Source organism: Algoriphagus sanaruensis (genome assembly GCF_001593605.1).
In the GTDB taxonomy this organism is placed as follows: domain Bacteria; phylum Bacteroidota; class Bacteroidia; order Cytophagales; family Cyclobacteriaceae; genus Algoriphagus; species Algoriphagus sanaruensis.
Genome location: NZ_CP012836.1, coordinates 1,649,159 through 1,672,248, shown reverse-complemented (window position 1 = coordinate 1,672,248; position 23,090 = coordinate 1,649,159). Strand labels below are relative to the sequence as shown.

Annotated in this window: 19 protein-coding genes; 8 read left to right on the top strand and 11 right to left on the bottom strand. The window is 41.8% G+C overall.

All coding sequences use genetic code 11. From position 1 onward, the window contains the following. Genes AO498_RS07425 through AO498_RS07415 form a run of 3 tightly spaced genes read right to left on the bottom strand, consistent with a single transcriptional unit; the run spans position 1 to position 3,161 of the window. The gene (locus tag AO498_RS07425; protein WP_067545416.1) at positions 1 to 744 is read right to left on the bottom strand and encodes a proteasome-type protease; all 744 of its coding nucleotides are present in this window, start codon (positions 742 to 744) and stop codon (positions 1 to 3) included. Beyond that, positions 741 to 1,721: an alpha-E domain-containing protein gene (locus AO498_RS07420; RefSeq protein WP_067545413.1), complete on the bottom strand. Its 981-nt coding sequence runs from the start codon at positions 1,719 to 1,721 to the stop codon at positions 741 to 743. The genes AO498_RS07425 and AO498_RS07420 overlap by 4 nt, the downstream gene beginning before the upstream one ends. Before the next feature lie 12 nt (positions 1,722 to 1,733). Beyond that, positions 1,734 to 3,161: a circularly permuted type 2 ATP-grasp protein gene (locus AO498_RS07415; protein WP_067545409.1), complete on the bottom strand. Its 1,428-nt coding sequence runs from the start codon at positions 3,159 to 3,161 to the stop codon at positions 1,734 to 1,736. Between the two features lie 214 nt (positions 3,162 to 3,375). Between AO498_RS07415 and AO498_RS07410 the strand changes: the two genes are divergently transcribed. Beyond that, positions 3,376 to 4,278 (top strand): YitT family protein, encoded by a 903-nt coding sequence (locus AO498_RS07410; RefSeq protein WP_067545406.1) that lies wholly within the window; start codon positions 3,376 to 3,378, stop codon positions 4,276 to 4,278. Between the two features lie 95 nt (positions 4,279 to 4,373). Here the strand turns inward: AO498_RS07410 and AO498_RS07405 are convergent, their stop codons facing one another. From AO498_RS07405 to AO498_RS07395, 3 genes are all read right to left on the bottom strand, one after another. After that, a complete protein-coding gene (locus AO498_RS07405; protein ID WP_067545403.1) occupies positions 4,374 to 5,318 on the bottom strand; it encodes a hypothetical protein in 945 nt (314 codons plus the stop codon). Between the two features lie 171 nt (positions 5,319 to 5,489). After that, positions 5,490 to 7,550 (bottom strand): methionine--tRNA ligase, encoded by a 2,061-nt coding sequence (gene metG, locus AO498_RS07400; RefSeq protein WP_067545400.1) that lies wholly within the window; start codon positions 7,548 to 7,550, stop codon positions 5,490 to 5,492. Positions 7,551 to 7,650: 100 nt separating this feature from the next. Continuing rightward, positions 7,651 to 8,283, bottom strand: a complete 633-nt coding sequence (locus tag AO498_RS07395) for a TetR/AcrR family transcriptional regulator (protein WP_067550329.1) — start codon at positions 8,281 to 8,283, stop codon at positions 7,651 to 7,653. 231 nt (positions 8,284 to 8,514) lie between these two features. Here AO498_RS07395 and ligA point away from each other — a divergent pair, with 231 nt between their 5' ends. The 7 genes from ligA (at position 8,515) to AO498_RS07360 (ending at position 15,361) form a co-directional block, all read left to right on the top strand. Further along, on the top strand, positions 8,515 to 10,971 hold the full coding sequence (ligA, locus tag AO498_RS07390; protein WP_067545397.1) for an NAD-dependent DNA ligase LigA: 2,457 nt from the start codon (positions 8,515 to 8,517) through the stop codon (positions 10,969 to 10,971). A gap of 89 nt (positions 10,972 to 11,060) precedes the next feature. Beyond that, positions 11,061 to 11,393, top strand: coding sequence for a hypothetical protein (locus AO498_RS07385; protein WP_148660198.1), 333 nt, complete (start codon positions 11,061 to 11,063; stop codon positions 11,391 to 11,393). A 56-nt stretch (positions 11,394 to 11,449) separates the two neighbouring features. After that, positions 11,450 to 11,971 carry a hypothetical protein gene (locus AO498_RS07380; protein ID WP_067545391.1) on the top strand — a complete coding sequence of 174 codons (522 nt, stop codon included), beginning with the start codon at positions 11,450 to 11,452 and terminating at the stop codon, positions 11,969 to 11,971. Positions 11,972 to 12,204: 233 nt separating this feature from the next. Continuing rightward, a complete protein-coding gene (gene dapA, locus AO498_RS07375) occupies positions 12,205 to 13,065 on the top strand; it encodes a 4-hydroxy-tetrahydrodipicolinate synthase (RefSeq protein ID WP_067545388.1) in 861 nt (286 codons plus the stop codon). 4 nt (positions 13,066 to 13,069) lie between these two features. Further along, a complete protein-coding gene (gene xseA / locus AO498_RS07370; protein ID WP_067545385.1) occupies positions 13,070 to 14,377 on the top strand; it encodes an exodeoxyribonuclease VII large subunit in 1,308 nt (435 codons plus the stop codon). Further along, positions 14,374 to 14,562: an exodeoxyribonuclease VII small subunit gene (gene xseB, locus AO498_RS07365; RefSeq protein WP_067545382.1), complete on the top strand. Its 189-nt coding sequence runs from the start codon at positions 14,374 to 14,376 to the stop codon at positions 14,560 to 14,562. Before xseA ends, xseB begins: the two co-directional genes overlap by 4 nt. 97 nt (positions 14,563 to 14,659) lie before the next feature. Beyond that, positions 14,660 to 15,361, top strand: a complete 702-nt coding sequence (locus AO498_RS07360) for a hypothetical protein (RefSeq protein WP_067550327.1) — start codon at positions 14,660 to 14,662, stop codon at positions 15,359 to 15,361. Positions 15,362 to 15,448: 87 nt separating this feature from the next. On the opposite strand, the gene AO498_RS07355 is transcribed toward AO498_RS07360, so the two are convergent. The 5 genes from AO498_RS07355 to AO498_RS07335 form a co-directional block, all read right to left on the bottom strand. Further along, positions 15,449 to 15,952 carry a UpxY family transcription antiterminator gene (locus AO498_RS07355; protein WP_067545379.1) on the bottom strand — a complete coding sequence of 168 codons (504 nt, stop codon included), beginning with the start codon at positions 15,950 to 15,952 and terminating at the stop codon, positions 15,449 to 15,451. 122 nt (positions 15,953 to 16,074) lie between these two features. Next, positions 16,075 to 19,479 carry an efflux RND transporter permease subunit gene (locus AO498_RS07350; RefSeq protein WP_067545376.1) on the bottom strand — a complete coding sequence of 1,135 codons (3,405 nt, stop codon included), beginning with the start codon at positions 19,477 to 19,479 and terminating at the stop codon, positions 16,075 to 16,077. A gap of 3 nt (positions 19,480 to 19,482) precedes the next feature. After that, entirely contained in the window at positions 19,483 to 20,613 is a 1,131-nt protein-coding gene (locus AO498_RS07345; RefSeq protein ID WP_067545373.1) for an efflux RND transporter periplasmic adaptor subunit, read from the bottom strand. Positions 20,614 to 20,648: 35 nt separating this feature from the next. Further along, a complete protein-coding gene (locus AO498_RS07340) occupies positions 20,649 to 22,007 on the bottom strand; it encodes a TolC family protein (protein WP_067545371.1) in 1,359 nt (452 codons plus the stop codon). Between the two features lie 2 nt (positions 22,008 to 22,009). Beyond that, positions 22,010 to 22,627 carry a TetR/AcrR family transcriptional regulator gene (locus tag AO498_RS07335; RefSeq protein WP_067545368.1) on the bottom strand — a complete coding sequence of 206 codons (618 nt, stop codon included), beginning with the start codon at positions 22,625 to 22,627 and terminating at the stop codon, positions 22,010 to 22,012. Positions 22,628 to 23,090 lie beyond the last annotated feature (463 nt).

The window sequence follows — 23,090 nt, the reverse complement described above, 5'->3', positions numbered from 1 at the left end:
TCAGGGATTTTGAACCAGCTGTTCTTCATCCCGGACTGCACTACTCAAGGCCTCAGAAGGCAATTCTTCGATGGCATTTTTGAGTCTGTTGTTCCAAAAATTTGAAATATGCTCTAATTCTTTTTGTTCAAATCTTCGCTCTTTGGTGAAGTATTCTCCATTTTTTAGCACCACTGTATCTATCGGGAAATCCACGTCGTTAGCCGAAATCCGAGTTGCATCAAAGGCCAAAAAGGCACATTTAAGTGCATAATCCAACGAATCCTCGTAAGTGAGTGATCGCTTTAAAACAGGATTTCCAAATCCAGTATTTCCAATGATTACGAATGGAGTCCCCTTTCGAATTTCAATCCAATTACCCTGAGGATAAAGCAAATACAATTTGGGTTCGGTATCATGTTCCAACTGCCCTCCGATAATCGAAAACAAGTTAAATTGAAAACCTGCATCTTCTAAAAAGGCCTTATCTTCTTTAGCCACTATTTTTACCTGATTTCCAAACTCGTTGACTGCTTGGTACATCTTGGTAAAATTATCGTCTTTGAGTTCGATCATCTCAGAGAAGTAAGTAATGGCCTTATCTCGTACCGACCTGAGCCCTGAGGTCATGATGAAGAAGGAATGCTTCTTCTTGTTAACCGTGAATACCTTTTTGGATGAAGTGGTTTCGTTTCCGGAGGTAATTCGGGTATCCGAAAGCCCTACGATTCCATTTTTTGTTTTTATGCCTAGGCAAAATGTCATTGTGCAAAATGAGATGGGACATCCTTATTTTCCTTTAGTCGGAAGAAGTTGATGTCTATGAGATCCGAAATATGGTTGATTTTAAGTTGGAGTGTATCCAAATATTCATGAAGGCCTAAAGAAATTATATCATTGACCTCCGAAAACTCTAAACGGGACTTTAATTCACCCATGGCTTTTTCAGCCGAATTCTTAAATCCTCCCGAGTTATTTTCAGAAATAAAGTGGAGGTATTTTTCAGCTTCTTTGAGACAGAAATAAATAGATCTAGGGAAGTATTTATTCAATACCAAAAATTCCACTACTCCGGATGGGTCGATGGTTCCATAAAGTCTTCGATAGGTATTGAAACCCGTTACAGATTTAAGCAAAGCAGTCCAATGGAGAAAATCCAATGGTGTTCCTACTTCCAAAGCGGAAGGTAAAAGAATGTGGTATTTCACATCTAAAATTCGAGAAGTCTTATCTGCCCGCTCTAACATTTGACCCAACTGTCGAAAATACCAGCCTTCTGTTCTTGCCACTGTCGCATCTGCCAATCCGTAGATCAGTAAGATTTGATTCTTTACATTTTCAAAAAACTTCCTTGGGTCTTCTTTTTTCCAGACCTTCTTATCACATCCCTCTTTCAGCATGTAATAGAGTTCGTTCACTTTTTCCCAGGTCTCCTTACTCAAATTTTCCCGAATAATCCGTGCATTCTCCCGTGCTTTGGTGACTGCGGATAGCATGGAATTGGGATTTTCAGAATCAAAGGCCAAGAAAAACATGACCTCTTGGCGATCAAAATTACCATGCTTGGCATTAAACAAATCCAAGTCCCCAGTAGCAGCAACCAATGGGAGCCACTGCTCCTTCATGTCCATGGGCAAATCCTGCATCAGATTGAAATTCACATCAATAAAGCGGGCATAATTTTCTGCTCTCTCCAGGTATCTTCCTAACCAGTAGATCTGATTTGCTACTCTACTTAGCATAATTTTTCTTGATTAATTGTACAAAACCCAAGTATCCTTACTTCCTCCACCCTGAGAACTATTAACCACCAGCGATCCTTTCTTCAAGGCAACCCTAGTCAATGATCCCGGGATAACTTCAATCTCCTGTCCATAAAGAATATAGGGCCTAAGATCCACGTGACGTCCATCGATCCCTTCTTCAGTCAAGCAAGGAACCGTGGATAAAGACAAGGTGGGCTGAGCAATGTAATGTTTGGGGTTTTGGAGAATCAAGTTGCGGAATTTTTCATGTTCCTCTGGAGTAGCTTTGGGGCCGATCAGCATTCCATATCCGCCGGCAGCATCCGTTTCCTTAACTACCAATGAGGCAATATTTTCAAGGACGAAATTTCGATCTTCTTCCTCTCGACAGAGATAGGTAGGCACATTATTTAAAATCGGCTCCTCATTGAGGTAATATTTTATAATTCTCGGCACATAGGCGTAGACTGCCTTATCATCAGCGACACCTGTTCCGGGAGCATTGGCAAAAGCAATGTTACCCGCTTTATAGGCTTCAAAAATCCCAGGCACCCCCAATAAAGAAGCCGGATTGAAAGCCAAAGGATCTAAAAATGAATCATCTATCCTGCGGTAAATCACATCAATTTGCTCCAAACCTTTGGTGGTTTGCATGTACACCTTGTTGTCTTTAACCGTGAGATCTTGGCCAATCACCAACTCTACTCCCATTTGCAAAGCCAGATAGGAATGCTCAAAATAGGCCGAGTTGTAGATTCCAGGAGTCAATACTCCAACCACTGGTTTTGGCTTATTCGAAAGGAAGCGCAACATTTTGAGCAGCTTGGTTGGATAATCCGAAACAGGCATAACTCCTTCATCATTAAACAACTGTGGATAGGCACGCTTGATAATTTCCCTGCTCTCCAACATATACGAAACCCCTGAAGGGCAGCGAAGATTATCCTCCAAAATGTAGTATTCTCCATTTTTGTCCCGAACCAAATCTGTCCCTGTAATGTGACACCATATTCCTTTGGGCGGGGTCATTCCAATGCAAGGCTTCAGAAAATCCTTCGATCCCAAAATCAAATCTGCGGGAATAATCCCATCCTTGATGACCTGCTGCTCATTATAGATGTCTTGCAAAAATAGATTCAAGGCTTTCACGCGTTGCTTAAGTCCTGCCTCCAACTTTTCCCATTCTGAATTGGGAATAATTCGAGGAATAATATCCAAATGAAGAATCTTCTCTAAGCCCTGGTTGTCATGGTACACATTAAAAGTCATTCCCATGGCCTTTTGAGTTTGATTGGCCGAGAATTGAAGCTGATGCATTTTTTTAGAAGAGGTTTTCTTCAAAAAATGAGCAAACTCTTGATAGTGAGGCCTTATTTCTCCATCTGACCCAAACATTTCATCGTAATGCTCCCCGTGTGAATATCCATCTATTTTCATGTGCCAATTATTAAGCCTTACCTTGGTTAAATATGAAACTTAAAATTCACATTTTTTCAACAAAAATGATTTTATGAGTTATTTTTTTCACTGATAAATATAATTAATGATATTTTTCATAAAAAATAAGGCAATTCATTAACCAAATACGAATTCAATGAAATTAGCACCTTCTCAAAATAGCCTCTATTTTTGCACTTTAAACTTCTAAGAGATGTCTAAGGAACTTTTGCAAATTCAAGATGCTAGTCTCGCCAATCGAATTCAGCTTTGGAGACGGGTAAAAGACGTGATTTTTATCGGAATCGGAGTGGTCATGGCCAGTATAGGTCTCAAGGGCTTTTTACTCCCTAACGACTTTTTTGATGGTGGCGCTATGGGAATGGCTTTGCTTTTGGAAATCGTTACTCCCCTAGACCTATCTCCACTGATTATTTTGGTCAACCTGCCTTTCATTTATCTTGGCTACAAGCAACTTTCCTTGCGCTTTGCGCTCAAAAGCACATTAGCAATTTTGGCTCTGGCTCTTTTGGTGCATTACATCGAGCTGCCCGTCATTACCGCTGACAAGTTATTGATTGCAGTTTTTGGTGGATTCTTCCTGGGAACTGGAATTGGATTTGCGATTCGTGGAGGTGCAGTGATTGACGGGACTGAGGTATTGGCCATCTCCGTTTCCAGAAGATCCAGTTTGACAGTAGGAGATTTTATCACCGTCTTCAATGTATTTCTATTTATCGTCGCAGCTTGGCTAGTCAATTTGGAAACTGCCATGTACTCCATGCTTACTTACTTTTCCGCCTCCCGTATGGTGGATTTCCTAATCAACGGAGTGGAGGAATACCTTGGAGTTATGATTGTTTCTGAGCAATCAGACACCATCAAAGAAAAAATCACCTACGATTTAGGACGTGGAGTGACGGCTTTTAAAGCGGATGGTGGATTCGGTGAAAAAGCCAAAAACCCAGACCGAAACGTACTTTTCTGCGTGGTCACCCGGCTGGAAGTAACTCGGGTTTTGACCGAAATTGAAAAAATCGACCCAAAAGCCTTCGTGATCCAATATCCCATCAAAGACACCAAAGGAGGAATGATCAAGAAAAGGCCTTTGCATTAAATGGATCACACAAGATCCAATCCATTTGTCTAGAATAGCAAGGTCAGGCCTTTATCTCTGAAATTTTGAAATAGTATCATTAGGTAATTTGCAACCTACTCCATCAACCTAAACGTGGAAGATACTTTTTTGAATAGCTTCAAATTCTCTTCAAAATCTTGTGAGGCATTCCCAATTAAGAGGTAGTATTTGTCATCCTTAAATAACATCACCACATATACCAGTTCTTCGGCTTGACCAGGACCCTTTGTCCCAAAAAAATCAAATTCAAAACCGGATAAGCCATTTATCTGAACTTCCCTCAATTGACTTTTTTGAACGTTGGTAGCTGTATATGGCAACTGTTTGATTCGGTTGACGGTGTATTCCCGAACATCTTCCACATCCACCGGATAGATCGAAGATCCTAAAATCAATGCTGTTTTATCCGTTGATTCGGTTGGGAGCTTTCCGTCTACGGTATAAAATATCATTCCAGATCGCTCACCCACTTCCTTCATTTTGGTCCCTTCCACCTGAACTGAGAAAGGAATGATGGATGATTCGATCGCATTCGGATCATAAACTATCGAAAAAATAGACTCTTTGATGGACTCTATGATACCAGAATGGTCAGAAGGACACATGCCCATAACCAAATACACGAAGTCATTATCTCCGAAAAAAAGGGTGTGATAAGTAATTGGATCACCCTCTTTAATTTCCTCAGTAGTAAAAATCTTTCCTTGAAAACCATTGATTCGTACATCTTCCACTTCGCTAATCAATTTTTGATCTCCTATAATTCCTGCTAATTCAGATTCTATTTCTAAAAAATTTGCTTCTGGAATTTTAGAAACTAACATGGAAGCATCAGCTGCAGGAAAAACAAACCCTGGAAAACCCATTGCTAAAAAATTGGGAGGTGGAACCATAAAAACTTCCGTACCCGGTACTAACTGATGATTTTCAGACTTTTGGTTATTAATCTCAATTTGGCTGTAAGAGGGAAAACTTAGAAAAATGGAAAATAAGGCGACAAAGTATCTTCTTTTGAACATGCTGAATAATTATAAACCCCAAGAATTATTTAGGTGATTCGCAAAATAAATAGAAGCTTGAATCAACCAAACTCCTAGGGGAAATTTATTTTACCCAACAAAAAAACCTGTCCAGAATAACTCCAGACAGGTTTTTTCGAATTCAACCTCTTGATACTTGGCTATCAGCACTTAAGAAATCGTCGATCCGCTTGCTGTTCCTTCGTGAGGGATAAGCAATTTGAGCTTACCGTCCTTATCTTCTGCCATCAAGATCATTCCTTCAGAGTCAATGCCCATCATTTTTCTAGGAGCCAAATTGATCAACATCGTCACTTGCCTTCCTACCAAAAACTCTGGTGCGAAATGCTCAGCTACACCACTCAAAACTGTTCGGTGACCCAAACCTGTATCCACTTTAAGTTTTAGAAGTTTTTTGGATTTCGGCATAGGTTCCGCTTCCAAAACAGTGACAACTCTCATATCCAATTTAGCAAAGTCATCATAGGTAATTATTTCCTTCATTGGAGTCACTGGAGTATTTGCAGCTTCATTCATTTTCTTGGCATCTAGTAATTTTTGCACTTGTTTTTCGACTGTTTCGTCTTCGATTTTCTCAAACAATAAACCCATAGGTCCTAATGCTCGGTTGGCTTGAATCAATTCTCCATTTCCTGCCTCAGACCAAGTCCCTTTCTCCAATCCAAACAAATCAAATAGCTTTTGAGCAGTGAATGGTAAAAACGGCTCAGAGACGATCGCCAAGTTGGCGGCGATATTCAAGGCGATATTGAGAATCGTCTTGGTACGAGCTTCATCGGTTTTGATTTCTTTCCAAGGCTCGGTATCGGCGAGGTATTTATTCCCCATTCTGGCCAAATCCATCACCAAACCCAAGGCTTCACGGAATCGGTATCGCTCAATTGAAGCTTCGATTTTAGCTGGAAAATCCGCCAAGTCTTGAAGAACTTCCTGATCAATACCCGTCAGTTCACCACGCTCAGGAACAATTCCATTGAAGAACTTTTGGGTTAAAACGACGGCTCTGTTGACAAAATTTCCATAGATCGCCACCAGTTCCGAGTTATTTCTTCCTTGAAAATCCTTCCAGGTAAAATCATTATCCTTGGTTTCAGGTGCATTAGCGGTAAGGACATAGCGAAGCACATCCTGTTTACCCGGAAATTCTTCCAAATATTCATGCAACCAAACCGCCCAGTTTCTTGAAGTGGAAATTTTATCTCCTTCCAAATTCAAAAACTCATTCGCGGGCACATTTTCAGGAAGAACATATCCTCCATGTGTCTTCAAAATGGCTGGGAAAATGATGCAATGAAATACGATATTATCCTTCCCAATGAAGTGAACTAGCTTGGTCTCCTGATCTTTCCAATACGGCTCCCAAGCAATTTCCTTTTCCGCAGCCCATTCTTTGGTGGAAGAAATGTATCCGATTGGAGCGTCAAACCAGACGTAAAGAACTTTTCCCTCCGCATCTTGAAGAGGCACTTTGATTCCCCATTCTAAATCACGAGTCATGGATCGAGCCTGCAATCCCTCTCCGGCTTCTAACCAAGAGCGGCATTGGCCCAACACATTATTTTTCCAATCCTGAGCATGATCTTCTAGAATCCATTTCTTTAAAAAGTCTTGGTAGCGGGCCAAATCCAAAAACCAATGCTTGGTTTCTTTAAGAACTGGAGTTCTTCCGCTGAGTTTGGATCGTGGATTAATCAATTCAGTGGGGCTGAGTGCAGTTCCACATTTTTCGCACTGATCGCCATAGGCGTGTTCATTGCCACATTTGGGACAAGTACCTTCAATGTATCTATCGGCCAAAAATTGACCTGCTTCCTCATCGTAATATTGCTCTGTAGATTGCTCCAGAAACTCTCCTTTTTGGTAGAGATCGGTGAAAAATCCCTGAGCTGTTTCATGGTGAACTTTAGCAGAGGTCCGGGAATAGTGATTGAAACTAATCCCAAACTCAGCAAAGCTTTTTTTCATCATTTCATGGTAGAAGTCCACCACTTCCTGAGGCGTCTTTCCTTCTTTGGCGGCTTTGATGGTGATAGCAACACCATGTTCATCCGAACCACAAATAAATGCCACATCACGACCTTGAGATCTCAGATAGCGAACATAGATATCAGCAGGTACATAGCATCCGGCCAGGTGACCGATATGCAAAGGACCATTGGCATAAGGCAAAGCCGAGGTGATGGTGTATCGTTTGAATGATTTATTGCTCATGAGTAAACTTAATGGAAGAATGAAGAGGAAAGACCGAACTAGTCTTTACAAAGCCCTCTAAAATCGAGGCCAAAGATAGGAAAATCAATGGAAGGCGGACCTAGGCATTTTGAAATTCATTCCGAGCCTCCTCGGTCAAAATCCCATTGTAAATGATACTGATGGCCTGGTCATAAATATCAGAGGGGGGCATTTTCATGCCTTTTTGGAAATTTTCTGGAAACTTCTCGTAAAATTTTGGATCCAATAAACATTGAACTGAAGCAGCATAAAGCATCACAATCAAACTCACAGGAATCCTCGGATTAACTAATCCTTGATCTATTCCCTGCTGAATCAGTTTGGAAAATCGCTCATAAGCAGACTCATTGATGTAATCGGTGAGATCTTTCCAAATCTCAGGCGCAAACTCTCTCAAATCCTCGAAAAGTTCAGGATTGATCGGCGCCAAGTGGGTAGCGACTACAGTCAAAGAAGACTTTAACTTCAGTGGAAAAGAGATGTACCGATTCTCCAAAATGGTTTCAACCTTGGCAGTCAATTTGGTTTTTAAGACTTCAAAGCAAGCGGAAAGCAATTCCAACTTCCCCGGAAAATAATTGTAAAGGGTCTTTTTACTCATTCCCAAGCTTTGGGCGATATCGTCCATGGTGGTATGTCGGTAGCCATTCTTTAGGAATAAAGCATAGGCCGAATCCAATATTTTTCCCTCAACTGAGCTCTTCTTTGTCATTGCCATGAGATTTAAACAAAGATAAACACGATCCATCACTTCAATTGAAAGAACTTCCTTTTCTAGTTTATTTCTGCCTATGGCTCAATTAAGAAACTTGTACCTGATTTTAGAAAATGAGCGAGACTACAAATTGATATCTTCTATTCTTAACTAGCGTCTAACTTTCAAACCCCGCAATTTTCCAACTCACCCTAAACCTCCTATTTTTACCCTCCTAATTTTTGCCACATGACACACGCTGAAGCTGCGAAACGAATTGCCCAATTGACCAAAGAAATCAATTACCACAACCAATTGTATTATCAAGAGAGCCGGACTGAAATTTCGGACTTTGACTTTGATCGTTTGCTTGAGGAATTGATTCAATTGGAGACCAGTTTTCCGGATTTGCTTTCTCCAGAAAGTCCTAGTCAGCGAGTTGGGGGTTCGATCACCAAGGAATTTCAGACAGTGGAGCATGAATACCGAATGCTATCACTTGGAAACACGTATACTGTGGAAGAACTCCAGGCTTTTGACGAGCGTGTGATCAAAGGTCTTGGCCATCAAAACTTCGAGTACTTCTGCGAAATGAAATTTGACGGTGTGGCAATCTCCTTGGTGTATGAAAACGGCAAGCTAGTCCGTGCGGTGACCCGAGGCGACGGAACCAAAGGAGACGATGTGACTGCGAATGTAAAGACAATTCGAAACATCCCTTTGGCAATCCATGCGGCGAATGTCCCTGCCAAATTTGAAGTGAGAGGGGAGATTTTTCTTCCACTCAAGGAATTTGAAAAAATCAATGCCGAACGTGAGCAAAAAGGCGAATCTCTTCTAGCTAATCCAAGAAATGCCGCCTCAGGTACACTCAAAATGCAGGACAGCAGTGTTGTCGCCAAGCGAAGACTCAACTGCTATTTTTACCAGCTTTTGGGTGAAGATCTGGGAATATCCAAACACGATGAAGCGATCCACTTGATCGAAAGCTGGGGCTTCAATGTCTCCCCTACCTATCGAAAAGCATCTACCATTCAAGAAGTCTTGAATTATATCGAGGATTGGAGAGAACAAAGATTCACCCTTCCTCTTGATACCGATGGCGTGGTCCTCAAAATCAACGATTACGATCAACGGGAAGAATTGGGATTCACAGCCAAAAATCCCAGATGGGCCATCGCATACAAATACAAGGCGGAAAGCGCCGAAACCGAGCTCCTTTCCATCACCTATCAAGTGGGCCGTACTGGTGCGATTACCCCAGTAGCTAATCTAGCTCCAGTTCAGTTGGCTGGTACAACTGTCAAAAGAGCGTCCCTTCACAACGCCAACGAAATTCTACGGCTCGATATCCATGAGCGGGATTTTGTTTTTGTGGAGAAAGGCGGGGAAATCATCCCAAAAATCACCGGAGTAAATCCAGTTAAGCGAAAAATAGGAGCACATCCTGTCCATTATATCGAACATTGTCCGGAATGTGGAACTGGACTTATCCGAAAAGAAGGGGAAGCAAAACACTATTGTCCGAATGCCCAGAGCTGCCCTCCTCAGGTCTTGGGGAAAATCGAGCATTTTGTCCATAAGCGAGCGATGGATATTGATTCATTGGGCACGGAGCGGATTCGTGCTTTGATCGATCAAGGGTTTATCAGCAGCTACGCCGATATCTACGATTTGGAAAACAAGCAGCAAGATTTGCTTGGCCTGGAAATGAGCCAAGATCAATACGAACGGGAAGTTTCTGGACTGCTATATATCCGATTGGACAAGGCTTTATTCGCCCTTACCGAGGGAATTTCATATAAGCAAATTCAGGATTATTTAACCGAAACGGCCCATCTCCCCCTCCGAGATCAGCTTCGAGGTTTTCAAGCTCAGATCAGAGCTTGGAAGAAAAAAGTTCCTGCCAATGTTGGAATGATCGACTACCTCCTTCAAAATCTAGATCAACACCTAGAGTTGATGAAGGTGGAAGACTATGTCCCAGTGGCTGTAGTCTTGGAAATTTTTCTGGGAAGGAGAACCAGCTTTGAGCAAATCCTTGAGGCGAGTAAAAAGCACGGCACGGTCCATATGATTCTCCTCGAACTCAATCTGGACCTTCCTGTAGAAATTCAGGAAAGAATCAAAAAACTCAAGGCCAACACCTTCCAAGAAGGTGTCATTTCCAACATGATGGAGGGAATTTTCAAATCCAAGGAACAACCTTTTGAAAAGGTGCTTTTCGCTTTGGGTATTCGAAATATCGGTGAAAATACAGCAGTGCTTTTAGCGAAGCACTTTGGAAGCATTGACAAATTAAAAGATGCCAGCGACGAACAACTTTTGGAAATCAATGGAGTAGGCGAAACGCTGGTTCACAGCATCAGGGAGTTTTTCGCACAATCAGAAAACCTCGAACACATTGCTCGGCTGAAGGCTCATGGATTAAAATTTGAAATCGAGCATCGAGAGGAACAAGTATTAGGAAATGCCTTGGCTGGAAAGCGGATTTTAGCTTCTGGAAAATTGCAAAATTTCAAGCGGGATGAAATCGTGGGTTTCGTTCAGGCTCATGGAGGTCAATATATTTCTTCAGTTTCCAAAAATCTGGACTTCATTATTGAAGGAGAAGAAATGGGACCTAGCAAGAAAGAAAAAGCCATTAAACTGGGCATTCCACTAATATCAGAGGAAGATTTTTTAAAAATGATCCAAAGCAACTAACACCAAGAAAGAGCAGCAGAAATTCCCATACATAAAAATTAACAATACATTTTTGACATCCGATAAAGAATTTTCGTAACTAGATGCTGATGAAGCGACAAATCACATCGGCCCTCTTGCTCACCCAATGGATTTTGGGTTTGTCGCTCATGGTTTTATTTCCGGCAAAGTCCCAAGCTGAGCAGGAATTCTCCAAACAAACAGTTCTTGAAATCGGAGAACACGATGGAAATGAATTAGGTACTCTTCCAGAATCCTCCGGATTTGAAGCAGAATCAAAAGTTTTTTTTGGCAATTTCTCCCTTCAGGAATATCCTCTAACGCGTTGTTTTAAAAGTCAATTTCTGAATCCACACTACTCGGATTCAGCCCCACTTTTTGACGTCAAAACCACCTTCTTTTACTTTTTCCATACTTGGTAAATGAGTTGATTTTCTCCTGCTGAAAAATCAATTATCAACTCATTATTCTTAAAACCATGGAAATTACAACCGCAGAGGTGCTTTTAGCATCTGCAGGATTGCTGCTTGTCAGCCTTCCTTACCTCATTCATATTTATCAACCTAGAAAGAAAGACAAACCAGCTTGTCCCAATTTTGAGGAATTTACCCAATCCAAAAACATCCACTTGGACAAAGTCCAGAGTTGGAGAAACCATTACACCCTCGGGATAGATTTGGAAAAAAACATCTTGGTCTATTGTAGACATGGGCATTTCCCGGTTCAAACCGTGGTGGATTTAAGCCAAGTGGACCACGTAAGTCTTGATAGCCATTTTAGAGAAATCAAGCATCGCCAGGAAAAAAGACAAAAGCTCGAATACCTTGATTTGGTCCTCCACTTCAAAGACAGTAAAAAAGGATCAAAGAGCCTTCCTATCTACGATGAGGATGAGGTTCACCACCTTGCTGATGAATATGCCATCGCTAAAAAATGGGCCTCATTTATCCAGAATCGCATTTCAACGGCCTACCTCCCCGAACTTCAGTGGGCTGTATAAAAACTTTGTTGTTTGGTTTTGATTAATTATTTGCCGTTTGATTGATTTGGGACCTGTTTACTGAACAGGTCCCATCTTATTTTTAGCCCAAATCTATCCCCCTTTTTTCACTCAAAAACCGCCCTATTTTCGCTGAAATCATAGTTTAAATGGTTTAAACCCGTTTTTTTCTACAAACGGAGTTCAAAAACAAAGCAAGGCTGTATCTTTGCAGCCCTAACAAACCTAAAACCATGAACGCATTCAAAGGCACCGGCGTAGCCCTAGTCACTCCATTTCACGAAGACCATTCGATTGACTTTAACAGTCTTCGAAAGCTGGTGGATCATGTCATTTCAGGCGGTGTGGATTATTTGGTAGTTCTCGGTACCACCGGAGAGGCTGCTACTCTTTCCTCATCTGAAAAGAAATTGGTTCTCAAAGCTTGTCTTGAATACAATGGTGGCCGAGTACCTGTTATGCTTGGAATTGGCGGAAACAACACCCAATCAGTTATTGAAGAAATTCAAAACACCGATTTCACGGGAGTTGCAGGTATTCTTTCCGTAAGTCCTTATTATAATAAGCCGAGTCAAGCCGGTATTATTGCCCATTATACCGCAGTAGCTGATGCGTCTCCTGTTCCTGTGATGTTGTACAATATTCCCGGCAGGACGATGTCAAATATGAATGCGTCGACCACCTTGACGCTTTCTCACCATCCCAACGTCATTGGGATGAAAGAAGCCAGCGGAAACTTAGAGCAATGCATGCAGATTGCAGCAGAGATGCCACATGACTTTTTGCTCCTTTCTGGCGATGATTTATTAACGAAGGCCATAATGAGCATTGGAGGAAGTGGGGTCATTTCTGTTTTGGCCAATGCCTATCCAGAAACATTTGCCACCCTAACCAAGGGTGATGAAAAAGAAGCTTTGGCGGCTGCTTTTTCCCTCTTAAAATTGAATAGCTTGATGTATTTGGAAGGAAATCCAGTAGGAATCAAAAATCTTCTTTCCCACCTTGGAATCCTGAGCAGTGACCAAGTGAGGCTTCCGATGCTAAAAGCTAGCCTTGAATTGAGCGGACAAATCAAAGCCGCCGCAAAACTTTAATTCAATGAATCCTCTTTCCGTCAGTCAACTAACCCAACAAATCCAGCAGGTACTTGAATCAGAACTTGCTCCTGTTTTTTGGGTGGTAGGTGAATTGGCGGACTTTCGAGTAGCCCCACAAGGACACGCATATTTTGAGCTAGTTGAAAAGCAGGAAAATAAACTGCTCGCAAAAATCCGTGGCAATATTTGGCAGTTTAACTATCGGACGATAGCTGCCAAGTTTGAATCTATTACCCGAACCAGTCTCAAAAATGGGATGAAGGTTTTGGCTCAGGTTTCGGTCAATTTTCACCCACTGTATGGTCTGAGCATTACGGTTAAGGACATTGATCCCTCGTTTTCATTGGGAGAGCGATCTCGCATTCGGCAGGAAACAATCGATCGCTTGACTCGGGAAGGATTACTTCGACTAAATGGGAATTTGCCTCTTCCGATCGTCATCCAAAGAATTGCCGTAATCTCAAGCCCTACCGCCGCAGGATACGGTGATTTCATCAACCAATTGGATCAAAATGGCTACGGCTATCAAGTGAGCCACCAACTTTTCCCTTCCCTTATGCAAGGAAATGAAGCTGTTGGAACCTTGATTTCAGCCTTGGACAAGATCCTATTCCAATCAGAAAACCGGACCTTTGATGCCGTAATCCTAATTCGAGGAGGCGGAGCTCAATTAGATTTGGATTGTTTTGATGACTATGAATTGGCCAAAAAAATCGCGGCATATCCCATCCCAGTCTTGACTGGAATTGGCCATGAACGAGATGAAACCATTGCAGATTTGGTGGCGCATACCCGATTGAAAACTCCCACTGCGGTTGCGGAATTTATCCTAGAAAGCTTTCGGATCTTTGAGGAAAATCTTGGTTTAAGCCTTCGTCGGTTGGATCGAGCCACTCGATCTAAACTCCGAGAAGAATCTACCAAAATCCAGCAACTAGAATTGAGACTTCGGGGAAAAAGTATGCAAATGCTGAATTCCAACACAGATCGGATTACGACTCTTTCGAAGCGAATTCTTATGGGAGCAAATTCTACCCTAAAAATCCAAACTGTCGAATTGGATAATTTAGCTCGAGGCATAAAAAAAAGCACCAAGCTCCTCTTGGATCAACAGGAAGCTAAACTTACTTTTCTCGAATCCCAACTTCGGCAACTAGACCCAGAAGCGATTTTCAAAAGAGGCTATACGCGCTCGGAAGTGAATGGAAGCCCTATCGGTTCTGGAGATATTACCGAAGGAGCTACCTTAAAAACGTATGCTGAAAAAATGATTTTAACGAGTACCATCACTCAAATTGAAAAGAAATGAAGGATCTAACCTACAGCCAATCTTTGGAACGATTGGAAAGTATTTTGGCTCAACTCGAAGAAGGAAGCAAATCCGTGGATGAGTTAGCAGATTTAGTCAAGGAAGCAGCCGCATTGGTAAAAACTTGCCGCACCAAACTTCGATCTACGGAAGAGGAAATTCAAAAGGCCTTTGAAGAAGATTAATTAAAGGACAGAAAGAAAGCTGTTGGGAATTACCCTTGGCATATTTGTTGCCGAACCCGAAGTACCAGTTGATTTTCTAAACCAAGACCGAGGAAAAATGAAAGCCCTAGCCCCTTGGATATTCTTTATCCTTTTTCTATACAGCACAAGTATCTCTGCACAAAATTTTTATCGAGAGCGAAACTCTAGAGACCATATTGTAACTATTGGTCTTGGACCATCTTTCGCTTATCTGGACAATGGAGGGCAATACCGAAGCATGAATTTCGCAATTAAACCTGCCTTTTCATTAGCTCTTACCAAGAAGTTGACCTCAATGATAGAGCTTCGAACTACCACTGGAATTCAGTGGATCAGTAGCGGTGGCAATCCAAGTGTAGCGGTAACCGACCAATGGTATTTCGCAAATGCCTCATTTACAGCCAAAGGCCCTGCCTATTACTTTGACATGATGCCTTCTTTTTACCTTATCCCATTTCAAAACCATATGTACCGCACCAAAGTCAATCTTTACGGAGGTGTAGGCCTTGGTGTCATGCAAGTGGCAACCGAACAAACCAAATCTTTTAGTCTTGAAGAAAAACCTCTAAAATCAAATATCACGACTGGATATGTACCAGTTCGGGCTGGATTGAGCTTACGATTGGGACCTTATTCTGATATTTCCGGAGAAGGAACCATGCTTTGGACCTTTTCGGATAATTTGGATGGAAGCGTAGGGTTTAATCGCTGGGGGGATCATTTATTCCAAGCACAGATCGTCTACCGAAGATTTTTCATTCCGAAAGAGCGCGAATAAAGCATCCGAAAATTTCGAATCAAGATAAAATCAAAACAGCTTTCCAAAAACTTGGAAAGCTGTTTTGATTTTGATGAATTGCTAGTTCTAGTTAGGTAAAACTTGAAGAAATTTACGCTCAATAGTAATCAACATATTTTGGTAAATCCCTGGGATTCGAATCAGGAAGTAGTCCTTATTTCCTTTCTCGATACACTCTCCAACCATATCTTGAAGGGGACCGCCCATTACTTTAACTTTTTCTCCGGGTTCAATTTCTGAGCCATCGGTCTCCACTGCCACTCCCGTAGTAACCACACGCTTGATCGTATCCAGATCCTCTTCGCGAATAGTTGCATGAGCTCCAGAGAAGTGGACAAACTTCACCGCTCCGGGGACTTGAAGGCATTCCCAAAGTTTGTTTCGGTTGGTTTTTACAAACACATAGCCATTAAAAAGTGGGCGCTGAACTTTCTTTTTGCGATCCGACCATTGTCTCAATTCCTCCACGATTGGCAAATAGACTTCCAAGCCATTTTCCCGAAGCCTTTCAGCAACTTTCTTTTCAGATCGGGAGGCCGTGTACATCACATACCATTTCAACTCTTGCATGTCATTTCCTTTTTTGGGAATGCGAAATTAACAGAAAGAAAGTATCCTCGCCATAAAAAGCAAAAAACCCCCGGGACATTGCCCCGGAGGTTTTCTTTAAAAAACCACCAACCTTAAATCAATCATGCTTTTAACTTGCGCAGGCTCATTGAAAGCTTATCTGTCAACAAATACATGACTGGTACGATCACTAACGTAATGAGCGTGGCAAAGGTTAGCCCAAAAATCACGGTCCATGCCATCGGTCCCCAGAAGGCTGCATTATCTCCACCAACATAGAATTGAGGATCAAATTCGCTCAATAGCGTACTAAAATTGATATTCATTCCGATGGCTAATGGGATTAATCCAAGGACTGTTGTAATAGCGGTTAGAAGAACAGGTCGAAGACGGGTTTTACCTGCCTCAATGATACTGTCTAGCAAGTCTTCATAGGTTAAATATTCACCATGCTTGATTCCTTTTTCCTCACGCTTTCGAATTCGAACAAGATTGGTGTAGTCAATCAATACAATGGCATTGTTAACTACTACCCCAGCAAGGGATATAATTCCGATTCCTGTCATGATTACGACAAAATCCATGTTGAAAATCACTAGACCTAAGAATACCCCAATCGTACTGAACAATACAGAGGTCATGATAATAAATGGACTCGCTACAGAATTAAACTGAGCCACAATAATCAAGAAGATCAAAGAAACTGCGATCCCCAATGCTCCAATCAAGAACTGCATGGATTTAGCCTGCTCCTCTTGCTCCCCAGTGTATTTCACTGTGATGCCATCCGGAACTTGATAGCTATCCATTATTTGCTTGATTTGGGCATTAATTTCTGTAGCATTGTAGCCATCCAAAACATTGGAGAACATGGTGATCGCTTTTTCCAAATCCTTTCGCTTCACTGAGCCATAGGTGGATCCATACTCAATATCTGCCACTGCAGAAATCGGAACTTCACGCTTGTTTCCAAACTTATCTCTGAATCCAATTTTTTTATTCACCAAGGTGCTAATGTCATAGCGATAGTCTTCAGATAATCTCAATTGAATTGGGAAATCATCTTCCCCTTCTTTGTATTTGGAAACTTCCAGACCAAAGAGTGAGGTTCTCAAATCCGTGGCAATTTGAGAGGTAGATAAGCCAAATCGTCTTGCTTTTTCTCGGTCAATGTGCACCACTAGCTCAGGGCTTCCCAAGGACAAGTCAGTCTTTAGTTCCTCGATACCAGCAATGTTTTGTCCTTCAAGGTAATTTTTGGTTTGCTCTACAAATGCAATCAACTGCTCAAAGTCCTCCCCTACAAACTCAATGTTCACCGGATTACCCACCGGAGGTCCATTTCGCTGTTTGTTCACTGTGATCAAAACACCAGGATATTTGACTACCAAATCACGAATAGCCTCCATCGCATCATTGGTATCAATACCTTGACGATCGATGTAATCCACGAATCCAATGGTAATCTTTGCTTTGTGAGGTGTAGCTTGTTGGCTAGGTCCTTCAGTTGGATCACTGGTTCCCTGTCCCACCTGAGAAATAACAGACTCAATAATATCCTGATATGGATTCAGGGCAACCATCATTTCGTCTTCCATCTGGTCTACAAAAGCATTGGTTGCCTCGATGTCCGTTCCGATCGGGAATTCCACGAAGACATTGACCAATTGTGGTTGGTTATCTGGGAAGAACAGAACCTTTGGAGCTCTTACGAAAAGCAAGCCTACCGATACGATCAACAAAAGGAAGGTTCCACCAAATACAAAGTAAGGACGCTTGGCACTCAATGCATACTTCAAGGTAGCTTCATAAGCATTCTCCAACTTGACTAAAAGTACACTTTGGAACCAAAGAATTGCTTTGCGAAGGACAAACACATTAAATAAAGTCAACAAAGAAGCTACAAGAGAAAGAGAACCCATTGCAGTCCATTGTACCAAATAGAAAATTACAGCCAGAGTCAAGAAAATCCCCGCCACAATAATTGGCTTTCGCTTAGGCTTTTCCTTTCCGACCTCATCGATTTTCATAAACATGGAGGTCATCACTGGATTGATCACCAAGGCCACAAACAAGGAAGAGGACAAGACGATAATCAAGGTAATCGGAAGGAACTTCATAAATTCTCCCACGATATCCTCCCAAAAAGCAAGAGGTAAGAATGCCGCTACAGTAGTTGCTGTAGAAGAAATAATCGGCCATGCCACTTCACCGACACCCTCCTTGGCTGCACGCATGGGAGATTTTCCCTCCTGCATGAGTCGGTAGATATTTTCGACTACCACAATTCCATTATCCACCAACATCCCCAAAGCCAAAATCAAGGAAAATAACACCATCAAGTTGAGGGTAATTCCAAATGAATTGAGGATCAGGAAGGAGATAAACATGGACAATGGTATCGCCGAACCCACAAAAAGGGCGTTTCGGAATCCCATGAAAAACATCAACACCAAAACCACCAGAATGATCCCGAAGATGATGGAGTTTTCCAAATCCGCTACTTGGGTTCGCGTTTGCTTACTTTGATCATTGGTAATGCTGATTTCCAAATTGCTTGGAAAACGATTGGTCTTCGCATTATCAATTAAGGTTTTGATTTTATCCGCAGCATCGAGCAAGTTTTCACCACTTCGCTTGGTCACATTGATCGTTACCACAGGAAGGTTTTTGCTTCGGGCATAGGAAGTCCGGTCTTTGAACGTATCCTTAACTTCTGCAACGTCACGTAGGTAAACAATCTTATTTTGATCCGTCTTGACAATGATGTCCAACAGCTCTTTAGGATCAGAGAATTCCCCATCTACCCGGAGTGTTCGCTCAAATTCTCCGGTCCGAATGCTGCCGCCAGAAATGGTTAAGTTTTCGGATTGAATAGCACCAGAAATATCCGAGAAACTCACCCCTACTGCCTCCATTTTATACGGATCAGCATTGATTTGAATTTCTCGCTCTACGGTACCGGCTAGATCAGCCTTAGAAATTTCAGGAAGCTTTTCGATCGCATCTTCCAAATATTCCCCAAACTTCTTCAGTTCCTGCTCCGAATAAGGACCAGAAATGTTCACGTTCATGATCGGGAAATCGGAGGTGTTAACCTCCAAAACATTCGGATCTTGATCTAGATCAGAAGGAAGCTCACTCTTGGATTTATCTACGGCGTCCTTTACATCCTGAATTGCCTTGGAAATTTCTACCCCAGGGGTAAACTCAATGACAATGGATGAAAAATCTTGAACTGAAGTAGACTTGATATCCTTCACGTTGTTGAGGGATTTCAATTCCTTCTCGATAGGACGTGTAATCAGGTTTTCCATATCCACCGGCGAGTTACCCGGGTAAGGAGTTCCCACATATACTGTAGGAATCACAATTTCCGGAAAACTTTCCTTAGGCATGGTTCGGTAGGCTCCCAAGCCCAAAACCGTGATGATCAGGGTCAAAATGACCACGGAAGTAGAATTGTCCACACTGAAGGAGGACAACCCAAACTCACGGATAGTCTTTGATTTTTGAAAATCTGTCATGGCTTACTGTTCCGCAATGGTTACACTGAAATCATCCCCTACTTCTCGGAAACCTTTGTCCACGAGTTGCTCACTTCCAGTCAAGCCTTCTAAAATTTCGGTTTGATCTTTATAGGCCATTCCACGCTTCACATATTTCTTCTTCGCAGAGCCATTTTCGACAGTAAATACATAGTCACCTCTGGTATCTGACAAAATCAAATGTCCTGGAACAACCACGCTCGCCGGGTTTTTATAATCCTGGATTTTCAATACCGTAATCATATTAGGCTTTACCTCCGAAATAGCAGGAAGAAACACTTCAACTTTAAATGTTCTGTTGTTTGGATTAATGATGGATCCTACTGCAGACACTTTCGTTTGGATCGTTTTATTGATAGAAGGGAAACTTACCTCTACCGAATCACCCTTAGCTAATACCCCAATAAAGCTCTCTGAAATATCAGCCTCGATAAATAAATCGCTTTCTCCCACAAATTGGAAAACTGGGGTACCTGGCTGAACCAACTCTCCCAATCTTACCTGAACCGTCTCGATTGTTCCATTGAATGGCGCACGAATGATCGATTTATCCAATTGTGTTTTTAAGCCGGCAAGACTTTTCTCGAGTCCTTCCTTGCGGCTTTTGGCTTCAAGGTACTGGACTTCGGTTCCAATCTTTTGGTTCCAGAGACGCTCCTGCTTTTCAAAAATGGTTTTTGCCAAATTGAGATTGGTCTCCAATTCGTCAATACTTCTTTGGATAGATTCTGCGTCAATTCGAGCCAATACTTGGCCTTTGGTTACGCGCATTCCTTCGATGGCCGGAACTTCAATCACTCGACCGGCAGTCTCAGCGCTAACACTGACATTCTTTTTGGAAAGAACCGAACCGGTTACCTCCACAAAATGAACAAATTCAGTTTTCTGAGCTTGAGCGGTAGTGATGAGGATGGATTTTTTGTTTGCTGCTGCAAATTCAGGATCCAGCTTTGAAATCTCCTCCTCCAAGGTTTTGATTTCAGTATTAATGCTGGCTAGATCTGCCTTTAGGGACTCTAATTCTGCTTTTTTAGTCGCCAACTCATCCTTGCTACAAGCGAAGGTCAATCCGGCTAAAGCGAATACAGTCAAAAATCTCTTGATAGGTTTCATAATGAATGAAAGGTGTTTAAGGAAATGGGGTTGGTTTAGTTTGTCAAATCAGCCTTCAAAAGACCAAGGGCTTTTTCTAATTCTACCAAGGAAATCAGTCCATCGTAGATCGCTCCGAGGTAGTTGATTTCTGCCTGAATCAAAGCGGCATCGGCATCTACTACTTCAAGATTGGAGCCTACTCCTTCTTGGTATTTCACTTTTGCAACTCGGAAGACCTCTGTTGCTAAATCAAGATTTTCGCGCTGAACTTCCAGCAAATCGAAGTCATTTTTCAAATTCGTCTTGGCAGTAAACACTTCATTCTTAAAGCTTTCTGTCAAGAAGTTTCGCTGATTTTCTAGTTGAGAAATCTGGATTCTGTTCTTTTGGATTCTGGCAGATTTAGCCAATCCATCAAAAATTGGAATGCTCATCGATATCCCGATCAGGGAGCTACCAAACCAATTTTGTTTGTTATACACTCGATTAAGTTCATTTCCAGCTCCTGATCTTCTGATGTTTCCATTCAAATCAATAGTCGGCATGTATTGCACTAGATTGTTTTTCAAATCCAGTTTGGCCAATTCAATGTTGGTTTCCAATTGATTCATTTCCACTCGTCCACTTGCTTCTGTGGTCAATAATTCCTGAATCTCTGCCGCTGGATTTAATTCGGTAAGCGTCTCAGTCAAAGCCAACTCGTAATCCATTGGCATACCCATCTGAAGCTTTAGGATTTGCTGACTGATCTGATAGGCTGCTATACTTTGCTCAAACTGAGTATAGGCATTGTTTCGCTGAACTTGAACTCTGGAAACCTCAATTTTCTCAGCAAATCCAGCTTCATTCAATGCTTTGGTTTCTTTAAGAAGCGTATCCAATCTCGCCAAATTAGCCTTTCCCAATTTCACTCGCTCTTGGCTCACCAATACACCGAAATAGGCTTTCTTCACATTTTCGACCACATCATTTTCGGCCTTTTTAAGGTCAAAATCAGTCAGTTGTTCCAATGTTCTAGCCGCTCTCAAGCCGACAAAAAATGACCCGTTAAAGATCATTTGCTTGACATTGACCGCCAAGCCTGAAGAGTAGCTAATCCCGAATCTTGCTGGAATCACATCTCCAGGGATGTCAGGATTTCCAAAAGGAGGTTCATTCGGAAGGAACACCACCGGAATACTCGGATTGTAATCCAAGTTGAATGCACCCGTAATCTGAGGAAGACCTGTGGCAGTGGTTTCCTTGATCGTCGCCTTAGAAACCAAGGTTTCCAATCTGGCATTTCTGGTGTTTACGTTGTTTTCCATCGCATACTCCAAGGCGTCTTTCAGCGTCAACTGAACGACTTCTTGTGCATGCACCTGCCCCACACCCAGCCCCAAAAAGGCCAAAATCAGTAGGTAATTCTTCATAGTTAATTTATATTTTCAAATCGTTGGTTCTGTGACTGGTAAGCCTGACGGCCCTTTTCTGTAAAAATCCCATGGAGAAAATGATCCATAAGCACTACTTGCTCCTCGACCAGGTTGTAGTCGGGATTTGCAAAATTCATCGGATCAAAAGCATTCGTAATCTGGTTGACACGAACTTTTGCCAAGATGGCTGAATCGATTTCCGGACGAAAATAGCCGAGCTCTTTTCCCCGCTCGATCATTCGGACCAAATCATTCATAATGACTGTCTCCTTAAATTCCTCAAACATCTTCCAAGCCTCGGGAAAATATTTCTGAACCTCCATGATTACCATAGGATTCATCGAACTGAGACGCTCACGCATCATTCGAGAGGTTTTAACTAAATGCTCGATCACGCCATCTTCTTCCTCAAGGATGAAGGCAAGTTTCTTCCGGTCTAATTCCAAGATCCTGGAAAAAACCTCCTTTACTAAATCCTTTTTATCAGCAAACTCCTGATAGATGGTTTTTTTTGAGACTCCAATCTGCCGGGCAATATCCTCCATGGTCACTGTACGGACCCCAAAACGGGAAAACTGCTCCGTAGCTATTTCCAAAATTCTTTCTCGCGTTGTCAATTCCGTTCAAATTTGACTACAAAACTATGGAAACTTTCAATTGTTCCAAAGTTTCCAAGGTTTTTTCAAAAAATTTTATTTGGAATTCGAATAGAAAACAAAATGATATTGCTTTTATTCTGAAAAATAATCGTATTTCAAAACATTAAATCTACTATCACCCTTTTAACAAACTAAAATTTTACCAAAACCCCATTAAGCCTTCTTATATTTTTTTGATAATAAATAGCATTTCTACCATCATTGTCTTCCCTTTTCTAAATTGGCGCGGGGAACTCTAAACCCTCAAAACTGTATTCCATTTCCTAGAAGGGGCATTTGATTCAAACCCTAGATTTAAAGACATAGGTAAACAACCAACTAGCTTACCAAAGCGACTAAGAAGCAATTCTGATCCAACAATCAAGAAAACTCGATCCAAGAACCATTTTTCAATTTGACGATTTTCCATTCTACCTGCCAA

Coding starts and splice junctions, on each gene's coding strand:
- AO498_RS07425 (WP_067545416.1), bottom strand. CDS start 744: ATGACATTTTGCCTAGGCATAAAAACAAAAAATGGAATCGTAGGGCTT.
- AO498_RS07420 (WP_067545413.1), bottom strand. CDS start 1,721: ATGCTAAGTAGAGTAGCAAATCAGATCTACTGGTTAGGAAGATACCTG.
- AO498_RS07415 (WP_067545409.1), bottom strand. CDS start 3,161: ATGAAAATAGATGGATATTCACACGGGGAGCATTACGATGAAATGTTT.
- AO498_RS07410 (WP_067545406.1), top strand. CDS start 3,376: ATGTCTAAGGAACTTTTGCAAATTCAAGATGCTAGTCTCGCCAATCGA.
- AO498_RS07405 (WP_067545403.1), bottom strand. CDS start 5,318: ATGTTCAAAAGAAGATACTTTGTCGCCTTATTTTCCATTTTTCTAAGT.
- metG (WP_067545400.1), bottom strand. CDS start 7,550: ATGAGCAATAAATCATTCAAACGATACACCATCACCTCGGCTTTGCCT.
- AO498_RS07395 (WP_067550329.1), bottom strand. CDS start 8,283: ATGACAAAGAAGAGCTCAGTTGAGGGAAAAATATTGGATTCGGCCTAT.
- ligA (WP_067545397.1), top strand. CDS start 8,515: ATGACACACGCTGAAGCTGCGAAACGAATTGCCCAATTGACCAAAGAA.
- AO498_RS07385 (WP_148660198.1), top strand. CDS start 11,061: ATGAAGCGACAAATCACATCGGCCCTCTTGCTCACCCAATGGATTTTG.
- AO498_RS07380 (WP_067545391.1), top strand. CDS start 11,450: ATGGAAATTACAACCGCAGAGGTGCTTTTAGCATCTGCAGGATTGCTG.
- dapA (WP_067545388.1), top strand. CDS start 12,205: ATGAACGCATTCAAAGGCACCGGCGTAGCCCTAGTCACTCCATTTCAC.
- xseA (WP_067545385.1), top strand. CDS start 13,070: ATGAATCCTCTTTCCGTCAGTCAACTAACCCAACAAATCCAGCAGGTA.
- xseB (WP_067545382.1), top strand. CDS start 14,374: ATGAAGGATCTAACCTACAGCCAATCTTTGGAACGATTGGAAAGTATT.
- AO498_RS07360 (WP_067550327.1), top strand. CDS start 14,660: ATGAAAGCCCTAGCCCCTTGGATATTCTTTATCCTTTTTCTATACAGC.
- AO498_RS07355 (WP_067545379.1), bottom strand. CDS start 15,952: ATGCAAGAGTTGAAATGGTATGTGATGTACACGGCCTCCCGATCTGAA.
- AO498_RS07350 (WP_067545376.1), bottom strand. CDS start 19,479: ATGACAGATTTTCAAAAATCAAAGACTATCCGTGAGTTTGGGTTGTCC.
- AO498_RS07345 (WP_067545373.1), bottom strand. CDS start 20,613: ATGAAACCTATCAAGAGATTTTTGACTGTATTCGCTTTAGCCGGATTG.
- AO498_RS07340 (WP_067545371.1), bottom strand. CDS start 22,007: ATGAAGAATTACCTACTGATTTTGGCCTTTTTGGGGCTGGGTGTGGGG.